Source organism: Streptomyces sp. DSM 116793 (assembly GCF_057320905.1).
Map to the genome: position 1 here is coordinate 7,742,423 of NZ_CM170494.1, position 24,768 is coordinate 7,767,190.

Annotated in this window: 17 protein-coding genes; 14 read left to right on the plus strand and 3 right to left on the minus strand. The window is 73.3% G+C overall.

Annotated elements, in window-relative coordinates:
• Window positions 1-230: 230 nt before the first annotated feature.
• The 10 genes from ACSMXW_RS30425 to ACSMXW_RS30470 all read left to right on the plus strand — a co-directional run bounded on the left by ACSMXW_RS30425 (window position 231) and on the right by ACSMXW_RS30470 (window position 15,381).
• The gene (locus tag ACSMXW_RS30425; RefSeq protein WP_485801033.1) at window positions 231-1,073 is read left to right on the plus strand and encodes a nitrilase-related carbon-nitrogen hydrolase; all 843 of its coding nucleotides are present in this window, start codon (window positions 231-233) and stop codon (window positions 1,071-1,073) included.
• The gene (locus ACSMXW_RS30430) at window positions 1,070-2,407 is read left to right on the plus strand and encodes an aspartate aminotransferase family protein (protein WP_485801034.1); all 1,338 of its coding nucleotides are present in this window, start codon (window positions 1,070-1,072) and stop codon (window positions 2,405-2,407) included. Before ACSMXW_RS30425 ends, ACSMXW_RS30430 begins: the two co-directional genes overlap by 4 nt.
• 266 nt (window positions 2,408-2,673) lie before the next feature.
• On the plus strand, window positions 2,674-4,074 hold the full coding sequence (gene hydA / locus ACSMXW_RS30435) for a dihydropyrimidinase (protein WP_485801036.1): 1,401 nt from the start codon (window positions 2,674-2,676) through the stop codon (window positions 4,072-4,074).
• 182 nt (window positions 4,075-4,256) lie between these two features.
• Window positions 4,257-5,255 (plus strand): TIGR03842 family LLM class F420-dependent oxidoreductase, encoded by a 999-nt coding sequence (locus tag ACSMXW_RS30440; RefSeq protein WP_485801037.1) that lies wholly within the window; start codon window positions 4,257-4,259, stop codon window positions 5,253-5,255.
• A 501-nt stretch (window positions 5,256-5,756) separates the two neighbouring features.
• Entirely contained in the window at window positions 5,757-7,334 is a 1,578-nt protein-coding gene (locus ACSMXW_RS30445) for an NCS1 family nucleobase:cation symporter-1 (protein ID WP_485801039.1), read from the plus strand.
• Window positions 7,335-7,584: 250 nt separating this feature from the next.
• Window positions 7,585-8,532, plus strand: coding sequence for a PfkB family carbohydrate kinase (locus tag ACSMXW_RS30450; protein ID WP_485801040.1), 948 nt, complete (start codon window positions 7,585-7,587; stop codon window positions 8,530-8,532).
• Window positions 8,532-9,542: a LacI family DNA-binding transcriptional regulator gene (locus ACSMXW_RS30455; RefSeq protein WP_485801041.1), complete on the plus strand. Its 1,011-nt coding sequence runs from the start codon at window positions 8,532-8,534 to the stop codon at window positions 9,540-9,542. The genes ACSMXW_RS30450 and ACSMXW_RS30455 overlap by 1 nt, the downstream gene beginning before the upstream one ends.
• 132 nt (window positions 9,543-9,674) lie before the next feature.
• Window positions 9,675-11,183 carry a purine-cytosine permease family protein gene (locus ACSMXW_RS30460; RefSeq protein WP_485801043.1) on the plus strand — a complete coding sequence of 503 codons (1,509 nt, stop codon included), beginning with the start codon at window positions 9,675-9,677 and terminating at the stop codon, window positions 11,181-11,183.
• On the plus strand, window positions 11,180-13,786 hold the full coding sequence (locus ACSMXW_RS30465; protein WP_485801045.1) for a hypothetical protein: 2,607 nt from the start codon (window positions 11,180-11,182) through the stop codon (window positions 13,784-13,786). The genes ACSMXW_RS30460 and ACSMXW_RS30465 overlap by 4 nt, the downstream gene beginning before the upstream one ends.
• Before the next feature lie 233 nt (window positions 13,787-14,019).
• The gene (locus tag ACSMXW_RS30470) at window positions 14,020-15,381 is read left to right on the plus strand and encodes an acyltransferase family protein (protein WP_485801046.1); all 1,362 of its coding nucleotides are present in this window, start codon (window positions 14,020-14,022) and stop codon (window positions 15,379-15,381) included.
• Between the two features lie 136 nt (window positions 15,382-15,517).
• Here ACSMXW_RS30470 and ACSMXW_RS30475 read toward each other — a convergent pair whose 3' ends face one another.
• Window positions 15,518-16,951, minus strand: coding sequence for an MFS transporter (locus ACSMXW_RS30475; RefSeq protein WP_485801048.1), 1,434 nt, complete (start codon window positions 16,949-16,951; stop codon window positions 15,518-15,520).
• Between the two features lie 241 nt (window positions 16,952-17,192).
• The gene (locus tag ACSMXW_RS30480) at window positions 17,193-18,134 is read right to left on the minus strand and encodes an RNA polymerase sigma-70 factor (RefSeq protein WP_485801050.1); all 942 of its coding nucleotides are present in this window, start codon (window positions 18,132-18,134) and stop codon (window positions 17,193-17,195) included.
• A 206-nt stretch (window positions 18,135-18,340) separates the two neighbouring features.
• Between ACSMXW_RS30480 and ACSMXW_RS30485 the strand changes: the two genes are divergently transcribed.
• Complete coding sequence (locus ACSMXW_RS30485) at window positions 18,341-18,817, plus strand: carboxymuconolactone decarboxylase family protein (protein WP_485801052.1); 477 nt, start codon at window positions 18,341-18,343, stop codon at window positions 18,815-18,817.
• A 104-nt stretch (window positions 18,818-18,921) separates the two neighbouring features.
• Here the strand turns inward: ACSMXW_RS30485 and ACSMXW_RS30490 are convergent, their stop codons facing one another.
• Complete coding sequence (locus tag ACSMXW_RS30490) at window positions 18,922-20,262, minus strand: Gfo/Idh/MocA family protein (RefSeq protein ID WP_485801054.1); 1,341 nt, start codon at window positions 20,260-20,262, stop codon at window positions 18,922-18,924.
• 307 nt (window positions 20,263-20,569) lie between these two features.
• Here ACSMXW_RS30490 and mptB point away from each other — a divergent pair, with 307 nt between their 5' ends.
• The 3 genes from mptB to ACSMXW_RS30505 all read left to right on the plus strand — a co-directional run bounded on the left by mptB (window position 20,570) and on the right by ACSMXW_RS30505 (window position 24,361).
• Entirely contained in the window at window positions 20,570-22,027 is a 1,458-nt protein-coding gene (gene mptB / locus ACSMXW_RS30495) for a polyprenol phosphomannose-dependent alpha 1,6 mannosyltransferase MptB (protein ID WP_485801055.1), read from the plus strand.
• Window positions 22,024-23,247: a glycosyltransferase 87 family protein gene (locus tag ACSMXW_RS30500; protein WP_485801057.1), complete on the plus strand. Its 1,224-nt coding sequence runs from the start codon at window positions 22,024-22,026 to the stop codon at window positions 23,245-23,247. The genes mptB and ACSMXW_RS30500 overlap by 4 nt, the downstream gene beginning before the upstream one ends.
• 112 nt (window positions 23,248-23,359) lie before the next feature.
• Complete coding sequence (locus tag ACSMXW_RS30505) at window positions 23,360-24,361, plus strand: helix-turn-helix domain-containing protein (protein WP_485801058.1); 1,002 nt, start codon at window positions 23,360-23,362, stop codon at window positions 24,359-24,361.
• Window positions 24,362-24,768 lie beyond the last annotated feature (407 nt).

The following is a 24,768-nucleotide window of genomic DNA, read 5'->3' on the forward strand; positions in this document are numbered from 1 at the left end:
CCTCTGGGGGACCGGGGCATCCCATGCGGGAGGGCGGCCACCTCGCCTCGCGCGCCCAGAGCCGAGCGACCCGCGGCCGTCACCCGCACGGGTGCGAAACATGATCGACTGAGCCGGTTCACGGCGATGGTCTTGCCCCGCCCGGGCGTGAGGCTTACGTTCGTGCCTCTAGCCTGGCTCTACAGGCGTAGATGCTCCCATGCCCTGACGGCTCGTCGAAGGAGCAGTTCATGGCCACTGTCGTACGTGCCGCCCTCGTCCAGGCGACCTGGACGGGCGACACCGAATCCATGATCGCCAAACACGAGGAACACGCCCGCGAGGCGGCGCGCCAAGGGGCCCGGATCATCGGCTTCCAGGAGGTCTTCAACGCCCCGTACTTCTGCCAGGTGCAGGAGCCGGAGCACTACCGCTGGGCCGAGCCGGTGCCGGACGGGCCGACCGTCCGCCGTATGCGGGCACTGGCCCGCGAGACCGGCATGGTGATCGTCGCCCCCGTGTTCGAGGTCGAGCAGTCGGGCTTCTACTACAACACCGCCGCCGTGATCGACGCCGACGGCACCGTCCTCGGCATCTACCGCAAGCACCACATCCCGCAGGTCGAGGGCTTCTGGGAGAAGTACTACTTCAAGCCGGGCAACACCGGCTGGCCCGTCTTCGACACGGCCGTCGGCAAGGTCGGCGTCTACATCTGCTACGACCGGCACTTCCCGGAGGGCTGGCGCGCCCTCGGCCTCGCGGGCGCCCAGCTCGTCTACAACCCCTCGGCCACCTCCCGGGGCCTGTCCGCCTACCTGTGGCAGCTGGAACAGCCCGCCGCGGCCGTGGCCAACGAGTACTTCATCGCCGCGATCAACCGCGTCGGCCAGGAGGAGTACGGCGACAACGACTTCTACGGTACGAGCTACTTCGTCGACCCCCGAGGCCAGTTCGTGGGCGACGTCGCCGACGACAAGAGCGAGGAACTCCTCGTCCGCGACCTCGACTTCGGCATGATCGACGACGTGCGCAAGCAGTGGGCGTTCTACCGCGACCGGCGCCCCGACGCCTACGAAGGGCTGGTACGGCCATGACCGAGCTGCACACTCACCCGACGTCCGCCGGCACCCCCGACGGGGCCGGCCCGCGACGCCTCCTCGACCGGCACAGGTCCGTCATCCCGGACTGGATCGCGCTCTACTACGCGGACCCGCTGGAGATCACCCACGGCGAGGGCCGTTATGTGTGGGACGCCGACGGCAGGCGGTACCTGGACTTCTTCGCCGGCATCCTCACCACCATGACCGCGCACGCCCTGCCCGAGGTCACCAAGGCGGTCAGCGAGCAGGCCGGCCGCATCATCCACTCCTCCACGCTCTACCTCAACCGGCCGATGATCGAGCTGGCCGAGAAGGTCGCCGAGCTGTCCGGCATCCCGGACGCCCGGGTGTTCTTCTCCACCTCGGGCACCGAGGCCAACGACACCGCCCTGATGCTCGCCACCGCCTACCGGCGCTCCAACCAGATCCTGGCGATGCGCAACAGCTACCACGGCCGCTCCTTCGGCGCGGTCGGCATCACCGGCAACCGCAGCTGGTCCCCGACCAGCCTCTCGCCGTTCCAGACCCTCTACGTGCACGGCGGCGTGCGCAGCCGGGGCCCCTACGCACACCTGTCCGACGCCGCCTTCATCGCGGCCTGCGTCGCCGACCTGGAGGACGTGCTCGGGCAGACCCGCGGGGGAGTGGCCGCCCTGATCGCCGAGCCCATCCAGGGCATCGGCGGCTTCACCGCACCGCCCGACGGCCTCTACGCCGCCTTCCGCGAGGTGCTCGACCGGCACGGCATCCTGTGGATCACCGACGAGGTGCAGACCGGCTGGGGCCGCACCGGCGACCACTTCTGGGGCTGGCAGGCGCATGCCGCGTCGGGCCCGCCGGACCTGCTCACCTTCGCCAAGGGCATCGGCAACGGCATGTCCATCGGCGGTGTGGTGGCCCGCGCCGAGATCATGAACTGCCTCGACGCCAACTCCATCTCCACCTTCGGCGGCTCGCCGGTCACCATGGCAGCCGGCCTCGCCAACCTCGGCTACCTGCTCGACCACGACCTTCAGGGCAACGCCAAACGGGTCGGCGAGCAGCTCATCAAGCGGCTGCGCACCGGCCTCGCCGACGTGCCCGGGGTGCGCGAGGTGCGCGGGCGAGGTCTGATGGTGGGCATCGAACTGGTACGGCCCGGCACGGACACCGCCGATCCGGACGCCGCCACAGCGGCCCTCGAAGCGGCCCGCGAGGGCGGCCTGCTGATCGGCAAGGGCGGCGGGCACAACACCAGCGTGCTGCGCATCGCCCCGCCGCTGTCGCTGACGCAGGCGGAGGCGGAGGAGGGCGCGGAGATCCTGGTGCGCGCCCTCCGCGGCAGCTGACCCACCGTGCGCCCCCGCCGGGTCCCGCGCCCCCGCCGGGCCCTGCGTCCCCGTCAGGCCGGCGCCGTCGCCCAGGCTCTGCGCCCCCGCCGGGCCATACGTCCCCACCGAGCCCGGCGTCCCCGTCAGGCCCTGCGTCCGCTCCGGGCGCGGGGCCCGCGCACCCGACCGGCGGGCACGACGGAACCCACAGCGCACGGCGGGCGCCCCCGCCGTGCGCGCGGACCAGCACAGGCGCACGCAGCACCCCTCACCAAGGGAGCCTCATGACCCGTACCCTGATCCGCGGCGGGCTGGTCGTCACCGCCGCAGAAGAGACCCATGCGGACGTGCTCATAGCGGACGGCCGCGTCGTCGCGCTCGCCGCGAGCGGCACGGACGTCGCCGAGGGCTGGCGCGCCGAGCGTATCCTGGACGCGACCGGCAAGTACGTCATCCCGGGCGGCGTGGACGCCCACACCCACATGGAGATGCCGTTCGGCGGCACCTACGCCTCCGACACCTTCGAGACGGGCACTCGCGCCGCCGCCTGGGGCGGCACCACCACCATCGTCGACTTCGTCGTGCAGGGCGTCGGCAGTTCCCTGCGCGAGGGGCTCGACGCCTGGCACGCCAAGGCGGACGGCAGGTGCGCCGTCGACTACGGCTTCCACATGATCCTCTCCGATGTGCACGAGGGCACCCTGAAGGAGATGGACCTGCTGGTGGCGGAGGGCATCACCTCCTTCAAGCTGTTCATGGCGTACCCGGGGGTCTTCTACAGCGACGACGGGAGGATCCTGCGGGCCATGCAGCGGGCCGCTGCGAACGGCGGCCTGATCATGATGCACGCCGAGAACGGCATCGCCATCGACGTCCTCGTCGAGCAGGCGCTGGCCCGCGGCGAGAGAGACCCCCGCTACCACGGCGAGGTCCGCAAAGTGCTGCTGGAGGCGGAGGCCACGCACCGCGCGATCCAGCTCGCCCGGGTCGCCCAGGCACCCCTGTACGTGGTGCACGTCTCCGCAGAGGAGGCCGTCGCCGAGCTGGCCGCCGCCCGGGACATGGGACTCCCGGTGTTCGGCGAGACCTGTCCGCAGTACCTCTTCCTGTCCACCGACAACCTCGCGGAGCCGGGCTTCGAGGGCGCCAAGTACGTCTGCTCGACGCCGCTGCGGCCCAGGGAGCACCAGGCGGCGCTCTGGCGGGGGCTGCGCACCGACGACCTCCAGGTGGTCTCCACCGACCACTGCCCGTTCTGCTTCACCGGGCAGAAGGACCTCGGCCGCGGCGACTTCTCCAAGATCCCCAACGGCCTGCCCGGCGTGGAGAACCGCATGGACCTGCTCCACCAGGCGGTGGTGGACGGGCACCTCACCCGGCGCCGCTGGATCGAGATCGCCTGCGCCACCCCCGCCCGGATGTTCGGCCTCTACCCGAAGAAGGGCACGATCGCGCCGGGCGCCGACGCCGACGTCGTCATCTACGACCCGGCCGCCGAGCACACCCTGTCCGCCGCGAGCCACCACATGAACGTCGACTACTCGGCGTACGAGGGCCGCCGGATCAGCGGTCGGGTGGAGACCGTCCTGTCCCGCGGCGAGGTCGTCGTGGACCGCGGGGAGTTCACCGGCCGGGCCGGCCACGGCCGGTACGTCCCGCGCGGCACCTGCCAGTACCTGAACTGACCCGGCACCCACTCCCCGGCAGGGTTCCGAGCACCACCCCCGAGCCGGGCGCCCGGCAAGGCGCCCCGGGCCACGAGCGGGGCCGTGCCCCAGCTCGCCAGGTGACGGCGAGGCTCCCCGGCCGGGGCCCGGGCAAGGCTCCCGGCCGGACCCGCCGGCCATCCGAACCAGGAGGTGTTCCCATGGACTTCGGACTCGTCCTCCAGACGGATCCGCCCGGTTCCGCCGTCGTCGACCTGATGCGCCGCGCCGAGCGCGCGGGCTTCCGCTACGGCTGGACCTTCGACTCCGCCGTGCTCTGGCAGGAGCCGTTCGTCATCCACAGCCGCATCCTGGACCACACCGAGCGGCTGATCGTCGGCCCGATGGTCACCAACCCGGGCACCCGTGCCTGGGAGGTGACCGCCTCCACCTTCGCCACCCTCAACGAGATGTACGGCAACCGCACCGTGTGCGGGATCGGACGCGGCGACTCCGCGCTCCGTGTCGCGGGCCGTTCCCCCCACACCCTGGCCCGGCTGGGTGAGGCCATCGGCGTGATCCGCGACCTCGCCGAGGGCCGTGCGGCCGAGGTCGACGGGCAGCGCATCAAGCTCGCGTGGGTCCGGGACGGCAGGCTGCCGGTGTGGATGGCGGCCTACGGCCCCAAGGCGCTGGCGCTGGCCGGGCAGCGCGCCGACGGGTTCATCCTGCAACTCGCCGACCCGTACCTGACCGAGTGGATGGTCAAGTCGGTCCGGGACGCCGCGGCGGCGGCCGGCCGCGACCCGGCCGCGCTCACCATCTGCGTCGCGGCCCCCGCCTACGTCGGCGACGACCTCGCGCACGCCCGTGAGCAGTGCCGGTGGTTCGGCGGCATGGTCGGCAACCACGTGGCCGACCTGGTGGCCCGCTACGGTGCGCACTCCGCTCTCGTACCGGACGCGCTCACCTCGTACATCGAGGCCCGCCAGGGCTACGACTACGCGCACCACGGCCGCAGCGGCAACCCGGACACCGCCTTCGTCCCCGACGAGATCGTGGACCGCTTCTGCCTGCTCGGCCCCGTCGAGGCGCACCTCGAGAAGCTGCGGACGCTGCGGGAGCTGGGCGTGGACCAGTTCGCCGTGTACGCCATGCACGACGCCCGCGAGAGGGTCATCGACACCTACGGCGCCGAGATCATCCCGGCCCTCGGCTGACCTCCCGTCAGCCGGAGCCACCGGGTCCGCCGAGTCACCCCGTTCCCCGAGCGATCCGTGCCCGTCGCCGAGCGATCCGGTCCCGTCGCCGAGCGATCCGGTCCCGTCCCTGAGCGATCCGGTCCCGTCCCTGAGCGATCCGCTCCCGTCCCTGAGCGATCCGGTCCCGTCCCTGAGCGATCCGCTCCCGTCCCTGAGCGATCCGCTCCCGTCCCCGAGCCACCCGGTCCCGTCCCTCGGCCGCCCGGCCGGCGCCACCGGCCCGGCGGCCGTCGGACCCGCACCCGGCCGACGGCCGCCGGCCCCCGCCCCTGACGACCGTTCGCGTTTCCCCCGCAACCGTCCCGCAGGTCCCACCCATCACACCCGCGTACCCGCGCCCGTCACCTGGGTATCTCCCCTCCGCGCCTCCCCTCACCCGCCGTCTTCGGCGCGCCGAAGGCGCGGGAGGCGTCCGCTCCGGCTCCCGCCAGCGCATCCCTACCAGCGAATGGGCACGCCATGACCCACATCGTTCCCCCTGGCCCCCCGTCAGGAAGCCCGGGCCCCCTGGGCCCGTCCCCGGAGATATCGGGCGCGCAGTTCATCACCGGCGACGGGCGTGTGGAACTGCTGCACGGCGCCTTCCCCGCGCAGAGCCGGTTCGCCAACGACGATCTGCGCCCCATCCCGCTCGCCGAACGCCACTGGGGCACCTACAACTTCACGGCGCTCTGGATCGGCATGGCGCACAACATTCCGTCATGGACGCTCGCCTCCGGCCTGGTGGCGCTCGGCATGGACTGGAAGCAGGCCGTCCTCACCATCGCGCTCGCCAATGTGATCGTCCTGCTGCCGATGCTGCTCACCGGGCACGCCGGGCCCAAGTACGGCATCCCGTTCCCGGTGCTGGCGCGTGCCTCCTTCGGGCTGCGCGGCGCCAACGTTCCGGCGCTGATCCGCGCGGCCGTGGCGTGCGGCTGGTTCGGCATCCAGACCTGGATCGGCGGCCAGGGCATCTACGTCCTGCTCGGCAAGGCCTACGGCGGGACGTGGGAGAGCGCCGCCGAGATCGGTGGCCGCCCCTGGACGCTCTGGCTGTGCTTCGCCATCTTCTGGGCGCTGCAACTCGCCATCATCCTGCGCGGCATGGAGACACTGCGCCGCTTCGAGAACTGGGCGGGCCCCTTCGTGCTGGTCGGCGCCGTGGTGCTGCTCGTGTGGATAGCCGACAAGGCGGGCGGCTTCGGACCGCTCCTCGACGAGCCCTCCAGGCTCGGCTGGGGCGCCGACTTCTGGCCGGTGTTCTTCCCGGCCCTGATGGGCATGATCGGCTTCTGGTCCACGCTCTCGCTGAACATCCCCGACTTCACCCGGTTCGGCAAGGGCCAGCGGGCGCAGGTGTGGGGCCAGTCGATGGGGCTGCCCACCACGATGACCGCGTTCGCGCTGCTGTCGGTGCTGGTGACCTCGGGCACGCAGGCGGTGTACGGGGAGCCGATCTGGGAGCCGGTGGACGTGGCGGGCAAGGCCGACAGCGTGCTGGGGCTGCTGTTCGCCCTGATCACCGTGCTGATCGCGACCATCTCCACCAACCTGGCCGCGAATGTGGTCTCCCCGGCCTACGACCTGGCCAACCTGGCGCCGAAGCTGATCACTTTCCGTACCGGTGCGCTGATCACGGGGGTGGTGGGTGTGCTGATCTTCCCGTGGAAGCTGATCGAGACCCCCGAGTTCTACATCTATGTGTGGCTGGGCGTGGTCGGCGGGCTGCTCGGCACGGTCGCGGGGATCCTGATCGCGGACTACTGGTGCGTGCGCCGGACGTCCCTGGAGCTGGCCGAGCTCTACCAGCGGCAGGGACGGTACTGGTACCGCGGCGGCTGGAACTGGCGTGCCGTCCTCGCCTTCCTGGTCGGCGGCGTGCTCTCCGTGGGCGGCTCACACTCCGCCTCCGGGAAGGGCCCCTTCCCCGCGGACGGCCTGGTCCCGGCGTTGAAGCCACTGGCCGACTACGGCTGGGCGATCGGCCTGGCGTCGGCGTTCGCGGTGTACGCGGCACTGATGTGGCCGACGGCGGCACGGAAACGGCACGGCTAGCCCGGGCGCCCGGGTCATCTGACGACGCACCCGCGCCCCGGTCATGCAGGGGCGCGGGTGGGGCACGCGTGGCCGGCTGCCGGAATTGGAGATTCCGGAAAGTCTTGACGCATCGCCCGCACAGGGGAGAGAGTTTCGGCCAACAGGCTGATTCCTGTCGTAGGCGATGTGGTTCTACACGAATAGACCACACGAATAGACCACACGAGTAGATCACCGAGTAGACCAACGAGTAGAACGGAACCGGATCATGCGGATGACGGCACGCCGCGGCGACGTCCTGGTCGTCGGCTCGGTCAACCGCGATGTGACGGTGCGCACCGAGCGGTTCCCCGCGCCCGGTGAGACGGTCCTCGGCGGCCACCTGCTCACCGGCCTCGGCGGCAAGGGCGCCAACCAGGCCGTCGCCGCCGCGGGCGCCGGCGCACGGACCCAGCTCCTCGCCACCGTCGGTGACGATCCGCACGGCGCCGAACTGGCACGCGCCCTCACGGCCGCCGGCGTCGGCACCGCCCCGCTGCTCAGGGTGCCCGGCCTCGCCACCGGCACCGCGCTGATCATGGTGGACCGCCGGGGCGAGAACCAGATCGTGGTGGTCCCGGGGGCCAACGCGGCGACCGGCGCGGACCGCGTCCGGGAGGCCGCCGCGGTGGTCCGTGCGGCGGACGTGGTCGTCGTCCAGGGCGAGATACCCGTGGAGGCCGTGACGGAGGTCGTCCGCCTGGGGCCCCGGCTGACCGTGCTGAACCTGGCCCCGTACGTCGCCGTGCCCCGCCCGGTGCTTGAGCGGGTCGACGTGCTCGTGGTCAACGCGACCGAGGCGGGGCAGTCGCTCGGCACCGCACCCCCGTCGGGTGTACCGGCCGCCCTCGACGCGGTGCGGCGGCTCGCGGGCATCGCACGGAGCGCGGTGATCACGCTGGGTGCCGAGGGCGCCGTCGTCGCCGGTCGCGGGACGGCACCGGCACATCTCCCGGTCCGGGAGGTCGTCGAGGTCGTCGACGCGACCGGCGCAGGCGACGCCTTCGTCGGGGTGCTCGCCGCGCACCTCGCCGCCGGCGAGGACCTGGCGCACGCCGCCGCGCACGGTGTGGCCGCCGCCTCACGCACGGTGCAGACACCCGGGGCGGCACCCGCGGCGGCAGCCGGGGCGGCAGGGGCCGCCGCGGCGCCGCCGTCACCGGCCGGGAGTGCCTGATGCGCGCCGCGAAGCCGCCCACGCGCGCGGACGTGGCACGCCTGGCAGGTACCTCGACGGCGGTGGTGAGCTATGTCATCAACAACGGGCCGCGCCCCGTCGCCGCGGCCACCCGGGAGCGGGTGCTCGCGGCCATCGAAGAGCTCGACTACCGTCCCAACGCCGTGGCGCGGGCCCTGCGGACCCAGGAGTCGCAGACGGTGGGGATGCTCGTGCCGGACATCTCCAACCCGTTCTTCGCCGAGTTCGCCCAGGCCGTCCAAGACTGCGCCTTCGAGCAGGGCAAAGTCCTCCTGATCGGCGACTCGGGCGGCGACGACGAGCGTGAGAGGGCCTACCTGCGCCGTTTCCTGGACCAGCAGGTCGGGGGCATCGTCTTCATCGGAGCGCGGCGCGGTTCCTCGCTGCGGACCGTGACCGACGCGGGTGTGCCCGCGGTGGTCCTCGACCGGCCGCTGGACGGCCGGGGGCACTCCTTCGTCGGCATCGACAACGCCGCCGCCGCACACGCCGCCACCCGGCACCTGATCGAGCACGGACACCGCCGCATCGCGTGCGTCGCGGGCCCCGCCGACCAGCGCAACGCCGTGGACCGGCTGGCGGGCTGGAGGGCCGCGCTGGAGGAGTCCGGCATCGCGCCGGACCCGGCGCTCGTGCACGTCGACACGTTCTCGGTGGAGGGCGGGGTCAGGGCGGGACGGGCCCTGCTCACCGCACCGGCACCGGACGCCGTCTTCGTCAGCAGCGACTCGCAGACGGAGGGACTGCTCGCCGTCGCCCACCGCCTCGGCCTCGCCGTCCCCGGCGACCTCGCCGTCTTCGGCTTCGACGGCACGCGCCGCAGCGCGTACTCCGACCCCGCCATGTCCGTCGTCGAACAGCCCGTCAAGGCCGCCGCCCAGTGCGCCCTCGCGCTGCTCGCCTCGCCGGTCCCCGAACACGTGCTGCTCGACTTCACGCTCGCCATCCGGGGGTCGTGCGGGTGCGCCGCCACCCCGGGGGCCGGGTGAGGCACCCGTGCACCCCACGACCGCGCCCGCCGCGCCCGGCACGCCGTCCGCCGGACCGGCGCGTGCCCACAGCCCCGGCGGCCCACCGACGGGCCCCCGCCACCGACAAGCCGCAGCCTTGGGAGGCCGCTCATGACGCAGGACCAGAAACCGGCCGCGGCAGCGGTCGAACAGAACGGAGTGAACCCGGTCCCGGACGCCGAACGCCATGGCACCCCGCGAGGCCTCTTCGCGGTGTGGTTCTCCTGGAACATCTCCATCCTCGGCGTCAGTTACGGCATCTACGTCTACGGTGTCGGACTCAGCGCCTGGCAGGCCGTCGTCGCCGGCCTCCTCGGGTACGCGCTGTCGTCGGTGCTCGTCGGCATCCTCGCCGTCGGCGGGCCGCGCACCGGACTGCCGACGCTCACCCAGACCCGGTTCGCGTTCGGCTTCCACGGCAACAAGTTCCCGACGTTCTTCGCCTACCTGTCGAACGTCGGCTGGAAGGTCACCATCATCACGCTGGCCTCCACGACCGGCGCCAAGCTCTTCGCCCGCCTGTGGCCCGGTGCCTTCGCCGACCGCCAGGGGCACGAGAGCGTGCCCGCGGTGGTGATGTGGTTCGTCATCGTGCTCGTGCTCACGGTCACCGTGGCGGTCTTCGGGCACCGGCTGATCCTGAAGGTGGAGAAGTGGGTCGCCTGGCTCACCGCCGTGATGACGGTGGTCTTCATCGGCATGATCGTGCCGCACATCCACTGGAGCCGGATCGGGCACACCCCGAACGGGTCGTTCGGCGAGTTCGTCGGCGGGGCCGTCCTCGCCATGACCCTCGTCGGCCTGGGATTCCTCAACTACGGCGGCGACTTCGCCCGTTACCTCCCGCGCCGCACCGGTGCGCGCGGTGTCATCGGCTGGACCGCGGGCGGCATCACGCTCCCGGTGGCCGTCCTGCTGGTCCTGGGCATCCTGCTGGCCGCCGGGGACCCGCAGCTCGGCTCCGCGGCGGCCGACGACCCGGTCGGCGCGCTCACCGACCTGCTGCCGTTCTGGTTCTTCGTGCCGTTCAGCATCGTCGTGGTGATCTCGCTGGTCGCCGCCGCGATCACCGGCCTGTACTCGTCGGGTCTCGCGCTGCTGGCCCTGGGAGTGCCCGTCTCCCGGGCGGGTACGACGGTCATCAACATGGTGGTGATCTCGGCGGGCGCCTTCTACCTGCTGTTCGTCTCCGACTCCTTCCTCGCCACCTTCCAGGCGTTCCTCGCGCTGATCGCCGTGGTGATGGGCACGATGGGCGGCATCCAGCTGCTGGACTTCGTACGGCAGCGCCGCCTCGGCTGGCCGGCGGAGCTGGCCATGCCGGCCGGACAGGGCGGCATGGCCGGACGCTGGACCGCCCTGGTGTCGCTGGTCGGCGCGACGGTGATCGGGCTCGGCCTCGTCACCTCCTCCGACCCGAACATCGCCAGGGTCGTCGGCTTCCTCCTCACGGAGGACCAGAAGAAGGGCATCATCGGCACCACCAACGTCGGCGTCCTCGTCGCCATGGCGGTCGGCGCCGCCCTCTACGCCCTCCTGACGTTCGTGCTGAAGATCGACCCGAGGGGCACGGCGCCGAGCGGGGAGCCGAGGCGCGACCTGGAGGGCGCGGCGTCATGAGCTTCGCGCGGCCCGACGCCTGGCACGCCCCGGCCACCTACTGGTTCTGGCAGCGGATCCCGACCCGTGCGGAGATCCGCGACCAGCTCGACTCCCTCGCCGCGGCCGGCTTCGGCTCGTTCCAGATCCAGACCCGGCTCTCCTTCCCACGGACTCAGTACCTGGGCGAGGAGTACCTCGCCGCCTGCCGGGCCGCGGCGGACGAGGCCGCCGCCCGAGGCCTGATGATGGGGCTCTACGACGAGTACAACTGGCTCTCCGGGCACGCGGGCGGCCGGACCGTGGCGGGCCGTGACGACCTGCGCGAGCGGCACATGTTCTTCGTCACCGCCCGCCCCGGGGGCCGGTTCGCGGACTGCGTCGTCGACGGGATACGGCCGACGGACGTCGACTACCTCCTGGAGCCCGGCAGGAACTGGGTGTTCGAGGACGGTGCGGTGCGCTGGGACGAGTGGGAGGTCGTCGCCGCGCTGGCCCACCCCGAGGACGTCACCGACACGGAGCCGATCGTGGACGTCACCGCGGACGCCGTCCTCGCGGAGGCCGGCGCGTCCGGCTGCCGGGTGCGCGTGGCCTCGGAGGCGCTGCGCGGACGCCCGGCGCTGACCGTCTTCGTCGCCGCCCGCTGCGCCTCCAGCCGGATGATCAACTACCTGCTGCCGGCGGCCGCGGAGCGGTTCCTCCAGGTCGGCTACGAGCCGTACGCGGCGGCGCTCGGCGAGCATCTGGGCAGCACGGTCCGCTACGTGTTCTTCGACCAGCCGCACGGCTGCTTCTTCGACTGGCGGGGCCGCACGGGGCACGTCGGCTCGTCGCTGATGTACGCGCCGTCGGTCGTCCCCGCGGACCGGCGGGTCCTGCTGGCGCTCGCCCGCGACGTGGGACCGCGCACCGCGGCCTGGCGCTGCGACTTCTTCGAGCGGTACTCCGCGGTCGGCATCGACGCCTTCTTCGGGACGCTCTCGGCGTGGTGCCGGGCGCACGGCGTGGCGCTCTCGGGCCACGAAGTCCTCGGCTACGTCTCGTCCTGGGATCCGACCAGCACGATCATCACCGACGACCCGCGCGTGAACTTCGGCACCGACTACTTCGGCGTGGACCGGCTGCGAGACCTGACGGCGGTCGACGCGCGCAACGAGCACCCGCAGATCAGCGCCAAGTTCGGCGACTCCATGGCCCGCTCCCACGGACGCTCGGGCTGCCTGGTGGAGCAGTACTTCGCCCGTACCGAGCAGGGCTCCCACTTCGCCGCGGGACGCTGGGACCTCACCCTGGGCCGGCTGCGGGACCAGACCGTCCGGCACCATCTGCTCGGCATGCGGCAACTGCTCACGCACGCCTTCTGGCTGACGGACGGCGACGACCGGGACGAGGTCTTGACCAACCCGCGCTTCGACTTCCCGCCAGGCGTCAACTTCGAGCCCTGGTTCGTCCACCACCGGAGCTTCGCCGACGAGTCCGGCAGGCTCTCCGAGTTCCTCGACGGCACCCGGCCGATGGACGAGATCGCCCTGCTCTACCCGCTGCGGACGAGCTGGGCGGGCGGCCCGGGCCACCCCTACGGCAAGCACCTGGCGTTCTGGGCGGAGCACCTGGCGCGCGGCGGCTACGACTTCAGCCTGGTGGACGAGCGCGAGCTGCGCGCCGGGCGGCTGCCTGAGCGGTTCACGACGCTGATCCTGCCCGGGGTGTCCGTCGTCGCCGACGACGCGACGCTCGACGCGGCCCGGGAGTTCGCCGCCCGGGGCGGAAGCGTCCTCGCCTCCGGGCCGCTGCCGTCGGCCACCCAGCGCTCCGGGCTCGACGAGCGGCTGAGCGCGCGGGCGCGCGCCCTGCTCGTGGGAGAGCAGGGTGCGTACTGGGAGGGCGTCCCCACCGGCGAGGACGTCGACGCGCGGCTCTCCGCCGCCCTGACCGGCCACACCCGGGTCGAGACCGACGGCATGGTGTGGTCCCGCCGCGGGCAGGACGCGACGGGCACCAGGGTGGCGCTGTTCAACGACGACCCGGGGCGGCGCACCGTCTCCGTCCGCCCCACGGGGCTGCCCGCGCGGGTCAGGCGCTGGCACACCGCCGACGGCACGACCGGCGAGCCGTACGAGGTCGCCGGGGAGCTGGTCCTCACCCTCGACCCGGGAGAGCTGCTCTGCCTGCACGTGGCACCCGGCCCCCGGCCCGTGCCGGCCACCCGGGTGCTCGACCGGGGGTGGACCCTCGCCGTCGGCGACCGGCCGCGGCCCGTCGACGTGTACCGCGGCTGGGAGCGGCAGGGCGAGGAGACCTTCTCGGGCATCGGCGAGTACCGCACCGAGGTCACGTTGACGGCGGCCGAAGCGGCGTGGCCCCGGTGGGAACTCCTCCTCCCGGACGTCGGCGCCAGCGCGGAGGCGGAGGTCAACGGGCACCGCGTCGGCCACTGGGGCTGGGGTCCCTTCCGTGCCGCCTTCGGCCCGGGGGTGCTGCGCGAAGGCCCCAACCTCCTGCGGATCCGGGTGGCCTCGACCGCCGCCAACTCCGCCTACGCGCACAGCGGCCAGCGCAAGGGCCCGCCGGACCCCAGCGGCCTGCTCCGCCCGCCGAGGCTCCGTCCCCACCTGCCGTGAGCCGCCGCACCGCCGGCCACGTGGCCTCGGGCGCCGCCGACCGGCCGCCGCCGTCTTGGTCCTCGTCCGCACACCGGTCGCGGCCCTTGCGCCGGCCGGGCGCCGGCCCGGTACGACCGCCTCGGCGCCCGGGCGGCGGGCGCGGTGGGTGCGCCGCCGGTTGCGGCGGCATACGCGCCGCCCGGCCCGGGCGGTTCCCCGGCTGAAGCCGGCCGCGCTCGTACGATGGCCGCATGCACCGCCTGCGCGAGATCGCGGAGCGCACGCCGCCCTCGCGGGAACGCTATGTCGACCTGCTGCGCGCGGTCGCCATCCTCATCGTGGTACTCGGTCACTGGATGGTGATCGTGATCACCCGGAGCGGGGGTGGCGTGGACGGGTTCAGCGCCCTTCAGGTGCTGGAGTGGGGGCGTCCGATCACCTGGCTGGTCCAGGTGATGCCGGTGTTCTTCATGGTGGGCGGGTTCGCCAACGCCGCCTCGCTGACCTCGCACACCCGCAGGGGCGGCGCCGTCGGGGACTGGCTGCTGGACCGGAGCGCGCGGCTCGTCGGACCGACGACCGTGCTGCTGGTGACGCTGGCCGCCGCCGCGCTCGTCGCCGGGCTGGCGGGGGTGGAGACCACTCTGGTGGGGCGGGCGGTGTGGCTCGCCTCGATCCCGCTGTGGTTCCTGCTCGTCTACCTCGTGGTGGTCGTCCTCACCCCGCTGATGCACCGCCTGCACCGGCGGGCGGGGCTGGTCGTGCCGGTGGTGCTGGTGGTGCTGCTCGCCGCGGGGGACGTGGCCCGGCTGGCGTTCGGCGCGTCGGTGCTGCAGCTGGGGAACTACCTGTGGGCCTGGCTGGCGGTGCACCAGATCGGCTTCGCCTGGCGGGACGGCACGCTGCCGGTCCGTCCGAAGGTGGCGGTACCGCTGCTGGTGGGCGGCGCGGCGGCGGCGGTGCTGCTCACCGCCGTCGGACCCTACCCGGTCGCCATGGTCGACGTGCCCGGATCGCCGCTGCGCAACCTCTCGCCGCCGACGCTCGCGCTGATGTCCCTGGCCACGGCTCAGCTGGGGCTGGTGCTGCTGCTGCGCGACGCGGGCGAGCGGTACCTGCGGCGGACCGGCCCGTGGACGGCCGTGATCGCGGTGAACTCGGTGATCCTGACCGTGCTGCTGTGGCACATGAGCGCGGTGGTGCTTCTCGCCGCGGCCGTGGGCGCCACCGGGTTCTTCCCGCTGCCCCGCCCGCCCGGGGACACCGAGGCCTGGCTGCTGTGGAAGCTGCCCTGGCTGGTCCTGCTCTTCGCCGTGCTGGGCGCACTCGTGGCGGTGTTCGGCCGGGTCGAGACGTGCAGCGCCCGACACGGCGCGCGCGCTCCGCGGAGCCGGTGGGCGCCGCGGGCGCTCGACCGCCGGCGGCTGCGCACCACCGTGACCCTCGTCGGCTACGCGGCCTGTGTGGTCGGTCTGCTGGGGGTGGCGGTCACCAGCCCGGTGGACCGCGGGCCGCTGGGGCTGCCGCCCGCGGAGCTGGCGACCTTCCTGGCCGGTGCGGCCCTGCTCCGCGCGGCCCGCTCCGCGGGGAGCCGCCGGGGCGGGCCCGTGTGACGTCCGGCCTCGTCCCACCTCGTCCCACCTCGTCCGGCTCGGCGGGGAGCCGGACGAGGCCGGACGTCACACGGGCCGGGTGCGGGAGGTGTGCCCCTTGCCGTGTCCCTCCGCTTGCGCCGTGTCCCCGTGGGCGTCAGGACGTCTCAGCGGCCGGCACCGCGTCCGGGGCGCCCGGGAGCGGCGAGGCCGCCGGGGCCGGCGTGCGGCTGCGCACCAGGGGCACGCACAGCAGCAGCGCGAGGACCGCGGCGCCCCCGCAGGTGGCGAACGCCGCGAGGTAGGAGCTGAGCGCCGGGAGGCCGGCGGGGGTGGTGAGGGAGGCGAAGTACACGCCGACGACCGCGCTGCCCAGCGACTGGCCCACCGCGTACATCACGACAGAGATCCCCAGTGCGATGCCCGACTCCTCGGCCGGGACCACGCTGAGCACCAGCAACTGCGTGGCCGCGAGCGCGATGGCCAGGCCCATCGAGTCCGGTGCGAGGGAGACGAGTTCGGCGATGGGGGTGGAGTGACCGAGGGCGTAGCCCGCGAAGCCCACGATGATGAGGCAGAAGGAGATCGCCGCGGTCATCACCAGGCCACGCCGCCGCCCCCAGCGCAGGACGAGGGTGCCGAGCGCGGGCCCCACGGTCTGCGGCACCGCGAACCAGGCGGTGGTGTGGCCGCTCCAGCCGAACCCGAAGCCCGCGGCGACCGGGGTCTGGGCGAGCCGGGTCACGGCGGAGAGCGAGCCGTAGATGCCGAAGGCGACCAGGAAGGTCATCGCATACGGGAGCCCGATGCGCGCCTGCGTCAGATAGCCGACGTTGATCAGCGGCACCCGTGCGGTGCGTTCGCGCAGCCACCACAGGCCGAACAGCACCGCGCCGCCCACCAGCAGCGACACGACCCGCGTCGAGCCCCAGCCCCAGGGCGAGCCCTCGCTCAGCCCGAGCAGCACGGCGACGAGCGCCAGCGTCAGCAGCGCGGCGCCCGGGAGGTCGAGGCCGCCGGTGGCGCGCTGCGGCGAGTCGTGCACGAGGAGGGCGGTGGCCACCAGGGCGAGGAGGGCGGCGACGGCGCTGATCGCGAAGTAGAGGTGCCACGACGAGCCCACGAACGCGCCGAGCAGCAGTCCGGCCGCGATGCCCAGCCCGGTGGTCACATGGATGGCGCTGATGGCGCTGTGCGCCCGCTTGGGTTCCATCGTGTCGTTGGCGATGGCCACCGGCAGGGCCAGCATGGGGAGTTGGGCACCGATCAGGACCCTGCCGAGCAGCACCAGCGGCAGGGTGTTCGCGAACGTGTCGACGACACAGCCGACCACCACGAGGCTCATGGCGAGGAGGATGACGGGACGCTTGCCGACGAGGTCGCCGAGCCGTGTCAGCACGGCCAGGAAGACGGCGCCGGACAGCAGTCCCGAGGTGAGGATCCACGAGGTGCCGGCGGGCGAGGCATGCAGCTCACCGCCGATCTTCGGCAGCAGCGGCAACAGCCCGACCTGCACCATCTGAAGGGCGAAGCCCAGGTAGGTCAGCGCGACGACGGCCGCACGACCGTTGCGGGGAGGAGGGGAGGCCATGCGCGTCAACCGATCTGACGAGTCTGACGAGGAAGGGGGACAGCGCGCGGTACGGTAGGCCGGTCCCGAAATGTGTGTCAATGGTTAGGCCAAAATACGTGACCGTGCTGGGACCGGTGGGATGTGGCACGTGCCGAGACCGGGGACCGGTGGGATGCGGTGGGGAGCCCTCGGGAAACCGTCCCCCTCACTCCCCACACCCGCCGAGGGGTACGAGGACCTTCACCGGACGGTCCTGAGCTCAGCGGCTCATCATGGTCTCCCGCTCGACGCGCGACAGCTTCTCCGGGTTGCGGACGATGTAGAGCCCGGTGATCCTGCCCTCGTCGGTGCGGAGCGTCATGACGGCGTCGATCTCCCCGTTGAGCTGGACGAGCAGCGCCGGGCAGCCGTTGATCCGGGCCGGTTCGAGTGCCCCATCCCGGCCTATGACGGGCAGGCCCACCGACAGCAGGCGCGCCACCCGGTCGGCCCCCACCAGGGGCCTCGGCGCGGCCTGCTTGACTCCGCCGCCGTCGGCGAGGAGGACGACGTCCGGCGCGAGCAGGTCGAACAGGCGCTGTAGTTCACCCGTCTCCACCGCTCGCCGGAAGGCTTCGAGCGCGTCGTGGGCCTCGGCCGCGGACACGGCTCGGCGCGGCCGGCGCGCCGCGACATGGGCCCGTGCCCGGTGGGCGATCTGGCGGACCGCGACCGGGGTCTTGCCGACGGCTTCCGCGATGTCGTCATACCCCAGGTCGAACACCTCGCGCAGCACGAACACCGCCCGCTCGGTCGGCGCGAGCGTCTCCAGCACCAGCAGCATCGCCATCGAGAGGCTCTCGGCCAACTCGATGTCCGCGGCCACATCGGGCGCGGTCAGCAGCGGTTCGGGCAACCACGGACCGACGTAGGACTCCTTGCGGCGGGCGAGCGTACGCAGCCGCCCCAGTGCCTGACGTGTGGTGATCCGGACCAGGTAGGCACGCCGGTCCCGCACCGCACCGAGATCGACGCCCACCCACCGCAACCAGGTCTCCTGCACGACGTCCTCCGCGTCGGCGGCCGAGCCGAGCATCTCGTAGGCGACGGTGAACAGCAGGTTGCGGTGGGCGACGAACGCCTCGGTGGCGGGGTCACGGCGGTCGTCCCGGCTGACGTCCCCGCCGGGATCCCGGGGCGCGGTCTGCGACGTGCCGGCCATGGGCGGCTCCTGTTCCCTCTCGACTGTGTCACCCACCAGACGCCGGCCCGCGCCGTTCTGTGACATCGAGAGGCGGCCGAGGGCCGAGCCGTGTGATCCGCCGCCCCTCGCGCGTGGGACACGTCACACCCCCCGCGCTGTCACGGGGAGGGGGCCACCGGCATCTCGTGGTCGTCCCGTACGCCACCACGAGTGAGGACCAGACGATGGAAGCACGTGTGAACCTCTTGGGCAGCCCGCTCGCAGCCGAGTCCCTGAAGCACTTCTTCTCGGCGAGCAGGGTGATCACCGAGGACTCGACGCTGCCGGCCGCGACCCAGCACCTGGTGGTGCTCCGCGCCAGCCAGATCAACGGCTGCGGTTTCTGCACCGACATGCACACCAAGGACGCCGCGCAGGCCGGGGAGACCCCGGTGCGCCTGAGCCTGGTCGCTGCCTGGCGGGAGGCCACGGTGTTCACCGACGCCGAGCGCGCCGCCCTGGAGCTGGCGGAGCAGGGCACCCGCCTCGCCGACGCGGCCGGCGGCGTCACGGACGAGGCCTGGGCGAACGCCGCCAAGCACTACGACGAGGACCAACTCGCCGCCCTGGTGTCGCTCATCGCCTTCATCAACGCCGCCAACCGCCTGAACGTCATCGTCCGGCAGCCCGCCGGCGACTACCAGCCCGGGCAGTTCGGATAACCGTCGGGAGCCGGCCGGGACCGCCGGTGCCGTCCCGCACCGGCGGCCCGCGCGCCCCCCGGGCTCCGCTCGCCGGAGCCCGGGGCGCCGTCCTGCACCGCGCCTCAGTCCGCCGGGATCTGCACCACGTCCGTGATGTCCACCGGCCGTCCGTGGACGAAGGACTCGTTGGCGGCGAGGCCGGTGGCCAGGGCCAGTGCGCCGTCCACGGGCGTCGCGTGGTCGATCCCGGGTACCGGCGCGCCCGGCTCCACGGGCCCGAACAGGGTGTCCAGCATGCGCGCGTCGCCCCCGCCGTGCCCGGCGTGGTCGAAGGCCGGGAGGGGCACCTCGTACGGGGGCCGCCACAGCGGGCGCACGGTGATGGTGGCGCCTCCGGCGTGCGCCGACGCCGTGTCCCCGTGCACCGAGCCCCTGGCCGACTCCACCGAGGTCCGCGGCGGCTGCCACCTGCTCTCCACCACGTCCAGCTCCAGCCTGCCCGCGGTGCCGTTGAACACCACCCGGTAGCCCTCGCCGGGGGAGTACGCGTGCAGGTGGTAGCTCATCGTCGCCCCCGTGGCGTAGCGGACGACCAGCGCCATGTCGTCCTCGATGGTGATGCCGTCGCCGAACACGTTGCGGTCCCGCAGGTAGCCGTCCTCCTGCTCCGCGTCCAGGTACAGCGACCGCAGCCCGGGGTTCTCCGCGAGGTGCAGGGCGAACGGGTCGTCGGCCGCCGCGTGCGACCCGTGGGCGCGCTCGTACTCGCGCCGGTAGCCGTTGCGGGTGCCGGCCTCGCGCCCGTAGAACCCCAGCATCCCGTAGCCGAACACCTGCTGCGGGCGGGCCCCGAGCCACCAGTTGACCAGGTCGAAGTGGTGCCCCGACTTGTGCACCAGCAGGCCGCCGCTGTTGGCCTTGTCGCGGTGCCAGCGCCGGAAGTAGTCGGCCCCGTGCCGCACGTCGAGGTCCCACTCGAAGTGCACCGAGAGGACATCGCCGATCACGCCGTCCGCCAACTGCCGCCACACCAGCTCGTGCACCGGGTTGAAACGGTAGTTGAACGCCACCGACAGGTCGCCGCCGGTGCGCTCGACCGTCTCCAGGATGCGTCGGCACCGCTTGGCGTCCACCGTCATCGGCTTCTCCGTCACCACCCGGCAGCCGGCCTCCAGCGCGGCGACGATGTACTGGTCGTGGGTGGAGTCCATGGTGGTGACCACCACCTGCTCGATGTCCTCGGCGGCCAGCATCCGCGTGAAGTCCTCGGCCGCCCAGGCGGTGGGCTCGGGTTCCCCCGCGGCGGTGAGCAGGCGCTGGTGGTGGGCTATGCGTACGGGGTTGCGGTCGCACAGGGCGGCCACCGTCAGGTGCGGGCGCCGCGCGAACCCCTCGGTGAAGGTCTGCGCGCGGTGGCCCGTGCCCACGATGGCCACACGGGACGTCGGACGGTCGGCGGTCATGGGTGTCTCCCTCGTCAAGGCAACCGGTCGGGGGCCGGAAGCCGGGTCGGTGGTCCGGGCGGCGTGTGCTGGACCGGTCCGACAGAATGGTGACTGTGTTCTGTTGAACCGATCCAACCCTGCGCACGGAAGGTGACGTCGGACCCGGTCCGGCGTCAATGCGTTAGACGAACTCGGGTTGCCGAGAACGCACGGAGCGCGTCGGGCCACCCGGGGGCGCGGGCCCACCTGCCAGGTGGGCGGGGTCGCCGCAGAGCCGTAACGTCGCCGCCCCCTCGAATTGGGGAGCGCGTCACAGAAGCCGATCATGCTCACCGCCGTGTTGAACGTCAGGGCGTGCCGTCTGCTCGGCCTCGCGGGAACGTCTGCACTGGCGCTCGGAAGCATCGGTGGTGCGGGGGCGATGCCGGTGCGGACCGCGCCGGGGCCCTCCGCCTGGCACCCCGCGCTGGGTCTGTTCCTCTCGTACTTCGGCCTGGTGCTGCTCATCGGGGCATGGTGGTGTCTGGGCCGGCTGGTGGCACGGGGTGCCGGTGCCGGTGCCGGGCCGACGCCGCGTGAGCTGCGGGTCATGCTGGTCGTCTGGGCGGCGCCGCTGGTGCTGGCGCCGCCGCTGTTCAGCAGGGACGTCTACAGCTACCTCGCGCAGGGCGCCATGGTGAACGCCCACATGGACGTGTACGCCGCGGGCCCCGACCGGCTCGGTGGGCCGCTCGTCGCGAACGTCGCGCCGATGTGGCGCGGCAGCCCGGCGCCCTACGGGCCGGTGTTCCTGGGGCTCGCCCGCATGGTGGAGCCGGGCGGGCTGCTGGGGATGCGGCTGCTGGCGCTGGCGGGGGTCGCGCTGATGGTCGCCTTCCTGCCCGTGCTGGCCAGGCGGTGCGGCTGCGATCCGGCCGCGGCGCTCTGGCTCGGCGGCCTCAACCCGCTGGTGCTCCAGCACCTGGTGGGCGGTGCGCACAACGACGCGGTGATGCTCGGGCTGCTCGGGGCCGGGCTGCTGGCCGCGCTGAGCGGCAGCCGCCGCGGCGGGCAGGGGGCGTACCGGGCGAAGTGGTACACGGTGGGATGGCCCGTCGCCGGCGCCGCCCTGGTGACGCTCGCCGCCCTCGTCAAGGCGCCCGCCGCACTGGGCCTGGTGGCCGTCGGCTCGCTCTGGGCGGCGCGGCTGACCGGCCGCCGGAGGTCGCTGCGGGCGGCCGTGGCGACCGCCGCCGTCGCGGCGGCCGTGACCGCGGCGGTGACCGCGCTCGCCGGTACCGGCTACGGCTGGATATCGGCCCTCGGCACCCCGGTGACCCCGCACAACTGGGCCCCGATCGCCGCCCTCGGCCGGCTCACCGGACGGCTGCTGGTGGCCGCGGGAAGCGGTCTCGCCCCGCTGATGGGCCTGGTGTGGCAGGGGGTGGGACTGGCCGCCACCGCCGCCGTCGCCGCCGTCGCCTGGCGGCACCGGGCGCGGCTCGGGTCGGTGTACGCGCTCGGGGTCAGCCTCGCCGCCGTCGCCGTGCTGGCCCCGGCGATCCGGCCCTGGTACCTGCTGTGGGGGCTGTTCCTGATCGCCGCCGCGGCGCCGCCCGGCCGGACCCGGCGCTGGACCGCGGCCGCCAGCGGGCTCCTCGCCCTCGTCGTCCTGCCCAGCGGGTCCGCCGCGGACGCCGCCGAGCTGAAGTTCGCGGTGGCCGGCGGTGCGCTGGCCGCGCTGGCCGCCCTGTGCCTCCTCGGCGTGGACCTGCGGGCGCGCGGGGTGCACACCGCGTCGTGAGGGGCATCGGGGTTCTGACGGTCAGGGCCGTCCGGCGGCGGCCGGTGCCGGCGGTGCTCGCGCTGGTCTGCGCGACCGCCGTGTTCACGGCCACCGTCCCGCTCTTCCGCGACTGGTTCGACCTGTACGTGTACTACGGCACGGTGCACTCCTGGGTCTGGCACGGCGGGCGGATCTACGACTTCGTGATGCCGGGCACGCGGTACGGCTTCACCTATCCGCCCTTCGCGGCCGTCAGCATGCTGCCGCTGGCGCTGATGAGCCGCCCGGTCGCGGTGTGCGCGGCCCTCGTGCTGAACGTGGCCGCCTCCGCCCTCGTCGTACGGACGCTCCTCGGCCGGCGGGCCCGCTGGACCGGGTACGCCGTCGTCGCCTGCCTGTTCGTCCTGCTGGAGCCGGTGCGCGACACGTTCAGCTTCGGCCAGGTCAACCTGGTCCTGCTCGCCCTGGTGCTGTGCGACGCCCGCCTGGGCCGCTGGTCGGGCGTGGCCACCGGGGTCGCCGCCGCGTTCAAGCTCACCCCCGCCCTGTTCATCGTCCACCTGCTGCTGACCGGGCGGCGCCGTCAGGCGGCGACGGCCGCGGGCACCGCCGTGGCCGCCACCGCCCTCGGCTGGCTCCTCGCGCCGGGGCCGTCCCGGCGCTACTGGGGCCACGAGCTGTGGAACACCGACCGCGTCGGCGTGCCCGGATATGTCTCGAACCAGTCCCTGCGCGGTGTGCTCGCCCGGCTGGGCGACCCCGGTGGCACCGCCCTGTGGGCGCTGGCAGCCGTCGCGGTGCTCGCCGTCTGGGCGGTGCGGGTGCGACGCGCCGACCACCGCACCGGCATCGCCCTGACCGGCGTCGCGGCCTGCCTGGTCAGCCCGGTCACCTGGGTCCACCACCTGGTCTGGCTGCTGCCCGCGCTGGCCCTTCTCATCCGCTCCGGCCGGTACGCGGCGGCCGCGGCCGCCCATGTGCTGCTGTGCAGCAGCGTGGTGTGGCTCTGGCGCTTCGACGCCTCGGGTCCCGTGGGCTTCCTCGGCTCCAACGCCTATGTGTGGCTGGCGGTGTGGCTCCTGCTCAGGCTCCCGCACCCGGCGACCGCGCACCCTCCTGGCGCGACCACGCACCCGCACCCGCGATCCACGCTGCCGCACACCCACCCCGCGCACCCGCGCGGGGAGCACGGACCGGCGCCCCCGGAGCCGCGCCGCCCGCCCGCGCAGGCGCCCTGAGGGGCCCGGGGCAGGAGCCCGTGCGGGGCCCGGGGCCGGAGCCCGTGCAGGGGCCCGGAGCGGGGCGCCATGCCCGGGACGGGCCCCACCGCCTCCCACTACAGTGCACTCCATGACAGGTTTCACCCCGCCACCGCCGGCCACCCCACCCGGCGATGGCGACGGCGGTCCGCCCACCGCCGTCCGGTTCACCACCCGGGGCCTGTCCGAAAGCCGCCGTATCGAGCTGTGGGAGGCACACAACGCCGCCTCCCTGGTCGGGCTGCGCTGCCGTACCCTCGCCGGCACCGCGCTGGAGGCGACGGAGACCAACCTCCAGCTGGACCGGCTGCACCTGGCCCATGTGGAGGGCAACCCGCATGTGGTGGAGCGCACCGCCGACGTCGTCCGCGCGTCCCCCACGGACTCCGTCGCCCTGTACTTCACCCTCGCCGGCGAGGCGTTCTTCTACCACGACGAGGGGGTGCGCACCGTACGCCCGGGGCAGTTGCTGCTGTGCGACGTCGACCGGCCCTTCATGCGGGGCTTCTCGCACGGTCTGGAGGAGCTGGCGGTCAAGATCCCCAAGACGGTGTTCGGTGAGATCAGCGACCGGTCCGTGCCGGCCGGGCCCGTGGTGGTCGACTTCGCCGGATCTCCGGACGCCAACGTGTACGCCCAGGCCCTCGCCCGCTCGGTCGCCCGGTGCGTCGGGCCGCGCGGCACCGGTCGCCGCCCCGACGAGGACGCGCTGCTCGACCTGGTCTCCACCCTCCTGCACCGCGGCACAGACGGCCCGGCCGCCTCGCACTACGCGGCCGCCGAGGCCTACATCCAGGAGCGGCTGCGGTCGCCCGAGCTGTCCGCGGCGCGTATCGCGCGGGGTATCGGGGTGAGCGAGCGGCACCTCTCCCGGATCTTCGCGGAGATGGGCACGAGCGTGCCCCGTTACATCCAGCAGCGCCGTATCGAGTTGGCCGAGCGGATGCTGCGGGCGCCGTCGCTGTCCGCCGAGTCGCTGGAGCAGATCGCACTGCGGTGCGGCTTTCTCTCCGTGGGCCACTTTTCCCGGGTCTACCGCAGGCACACGGGAATGCCACCGAGCGCGGCACGCCGACGCGCGGTGCCCCGATAGGGGCGCGGGGAACCGCGCGGGCGAGAACGGTGCGCCTGGGGCGGGCCACCGGGCCGGGCCCGTTGCGGTCGTCTGTCCGCCCACCGGCCGGTGGGGGCTGGTCGCGCCGTTCCTGGCGCCTCTTGGATGGCGCTTCGCGCCGCCGATGAGGGGCGCGGGGAACTGCGCGAGTAACAACGATGGGCCTGCGGCGGGCCACCGGGCTGAGCCCGTTGCGGTCGTCTGTTTGGCCACCGGTCGGTGGGGCCTGGTCGCGCGGTCCCCCGCGCCCCGACAGGGGCGCTCCGCACCGAAACCGTCACCACATGACGGTTTCCGCCACGCGTGGCCCGCAGCACCGGCCTCCCGGGTGACCATGCGCCAGACTGCCGTCTCACACCGGTCCGGCGGGCGGACCGGCCGGAGGG

Coding starts and splice junctions, on each gene's coding strand:
- ACSMXW_RS30425 (WP_485801033.1), top strand. CDS start 231: ATGGCCACTGTCGTACGTGCCGCCCTCGTCCAGGCGACCTGGACGGGC.
- ACSMXW_RS30430 (WP_485801034.1), top strand. CDS start 1,070: ATGACCGAGCTGCACACTCACCCGACGTCCGCCGGCACCCCCGACGGG.
- hydA (WP_485801036.1), top strand. CDS start 2,674: ATGACCCGTACCCTGATCCGCGGCGGGCTGGTCGTCACCGCCGCAGAA.
- ACSMXW_RS30440 (WP_485801037.1), top strand. CDS start 4,257: ATGGACTTCGGACTCGTCCTCCAGACGGATCCGCCCGGTTCCGCCGTC.
- ACSMXW_RS30445 (WP_485801039.1), top strand. CDS start 5,757: ATGACCCACATCGTTCCCCCTGGCCCCCCGTCAGGAAGCCCGGGCCCC.
- ACSMXW_RS30450 (WP_485801040.1), top strand. CDS start 7,585: ATGCGGATGACGGCACGCCGCGGCGACGTCCTGGTCGTCGGCTCGGTC.
- ACSMXW_RS30455 (WP_485801041.1), top strand. CDS start 8,532: ATGCGCGCCGCGAAGCCGCCCACGCGCGCGGACGTGGCACGCCTGGCA.
- ACSMXW_RS30460 (WP_485801043.1), top strand. CDS start 9,675: ATGACGCAGGACCAGAAACCGGCCGCGGCAGCGGTCGAACAGAACGGA.
- ACSMXW_RS30465 (WP_485801045.1), top strand. CDS start 11,180: ATGAGCTTCGCGCGGCCCGACGCCTGGCACGCCCCGGCCACCTACTGG.
- ACSMXW_RS30470 (WP_485801046.1), top strand. CDS start 14,020: ATGCACCGCCTGCGCGAGATCGCGGAGCGCACGCCGCCCTCGCGGGAA.
- ACSMXW_RS30475 (WP_485801048.1), bottom strand. CDS start 16,951: ATGGCCTCCCCTCCTCCCCGCAACGGTCGTGCGGCCGTCGTCGCGCTG.
- ACSMXW_RS30480 (WP_485801050.1), bottom strand. CDS start 18,134: ATGGCCGGCACGTCGCAGACCGCGCCCCGGGATCCCGGCGGGGACGTC.
- ACSMXW_RS30485 (WP_485801052.1), top strand. CDS start 18,341: ATGGAAGCACGTGTGAACCTCTTGGGCAGCCCGCTCGCAGCCGAGTCC.
- ACSMXW_RS30490 (WP_485801054.1), bottom strand. CDS start 20,262: ATGACCGCCGACCGTCCGACGTCCCGTGTGGCCATCGTGGGCACGGGC.
- mptB (WP_485801055.1), top strand. CDS start 20,570: ATGCTCACCGCCGTGTTGAACGTCAGGGCGTGCCGTCTGCTCGGCCTC.
- ACSMXW_RS30505 (WP_485801058.1), top strand. CDS start 23,360: ATGACAGGTTTCACCCCGCCACCGCCGGCCACCCCACCCGGCGATGGC.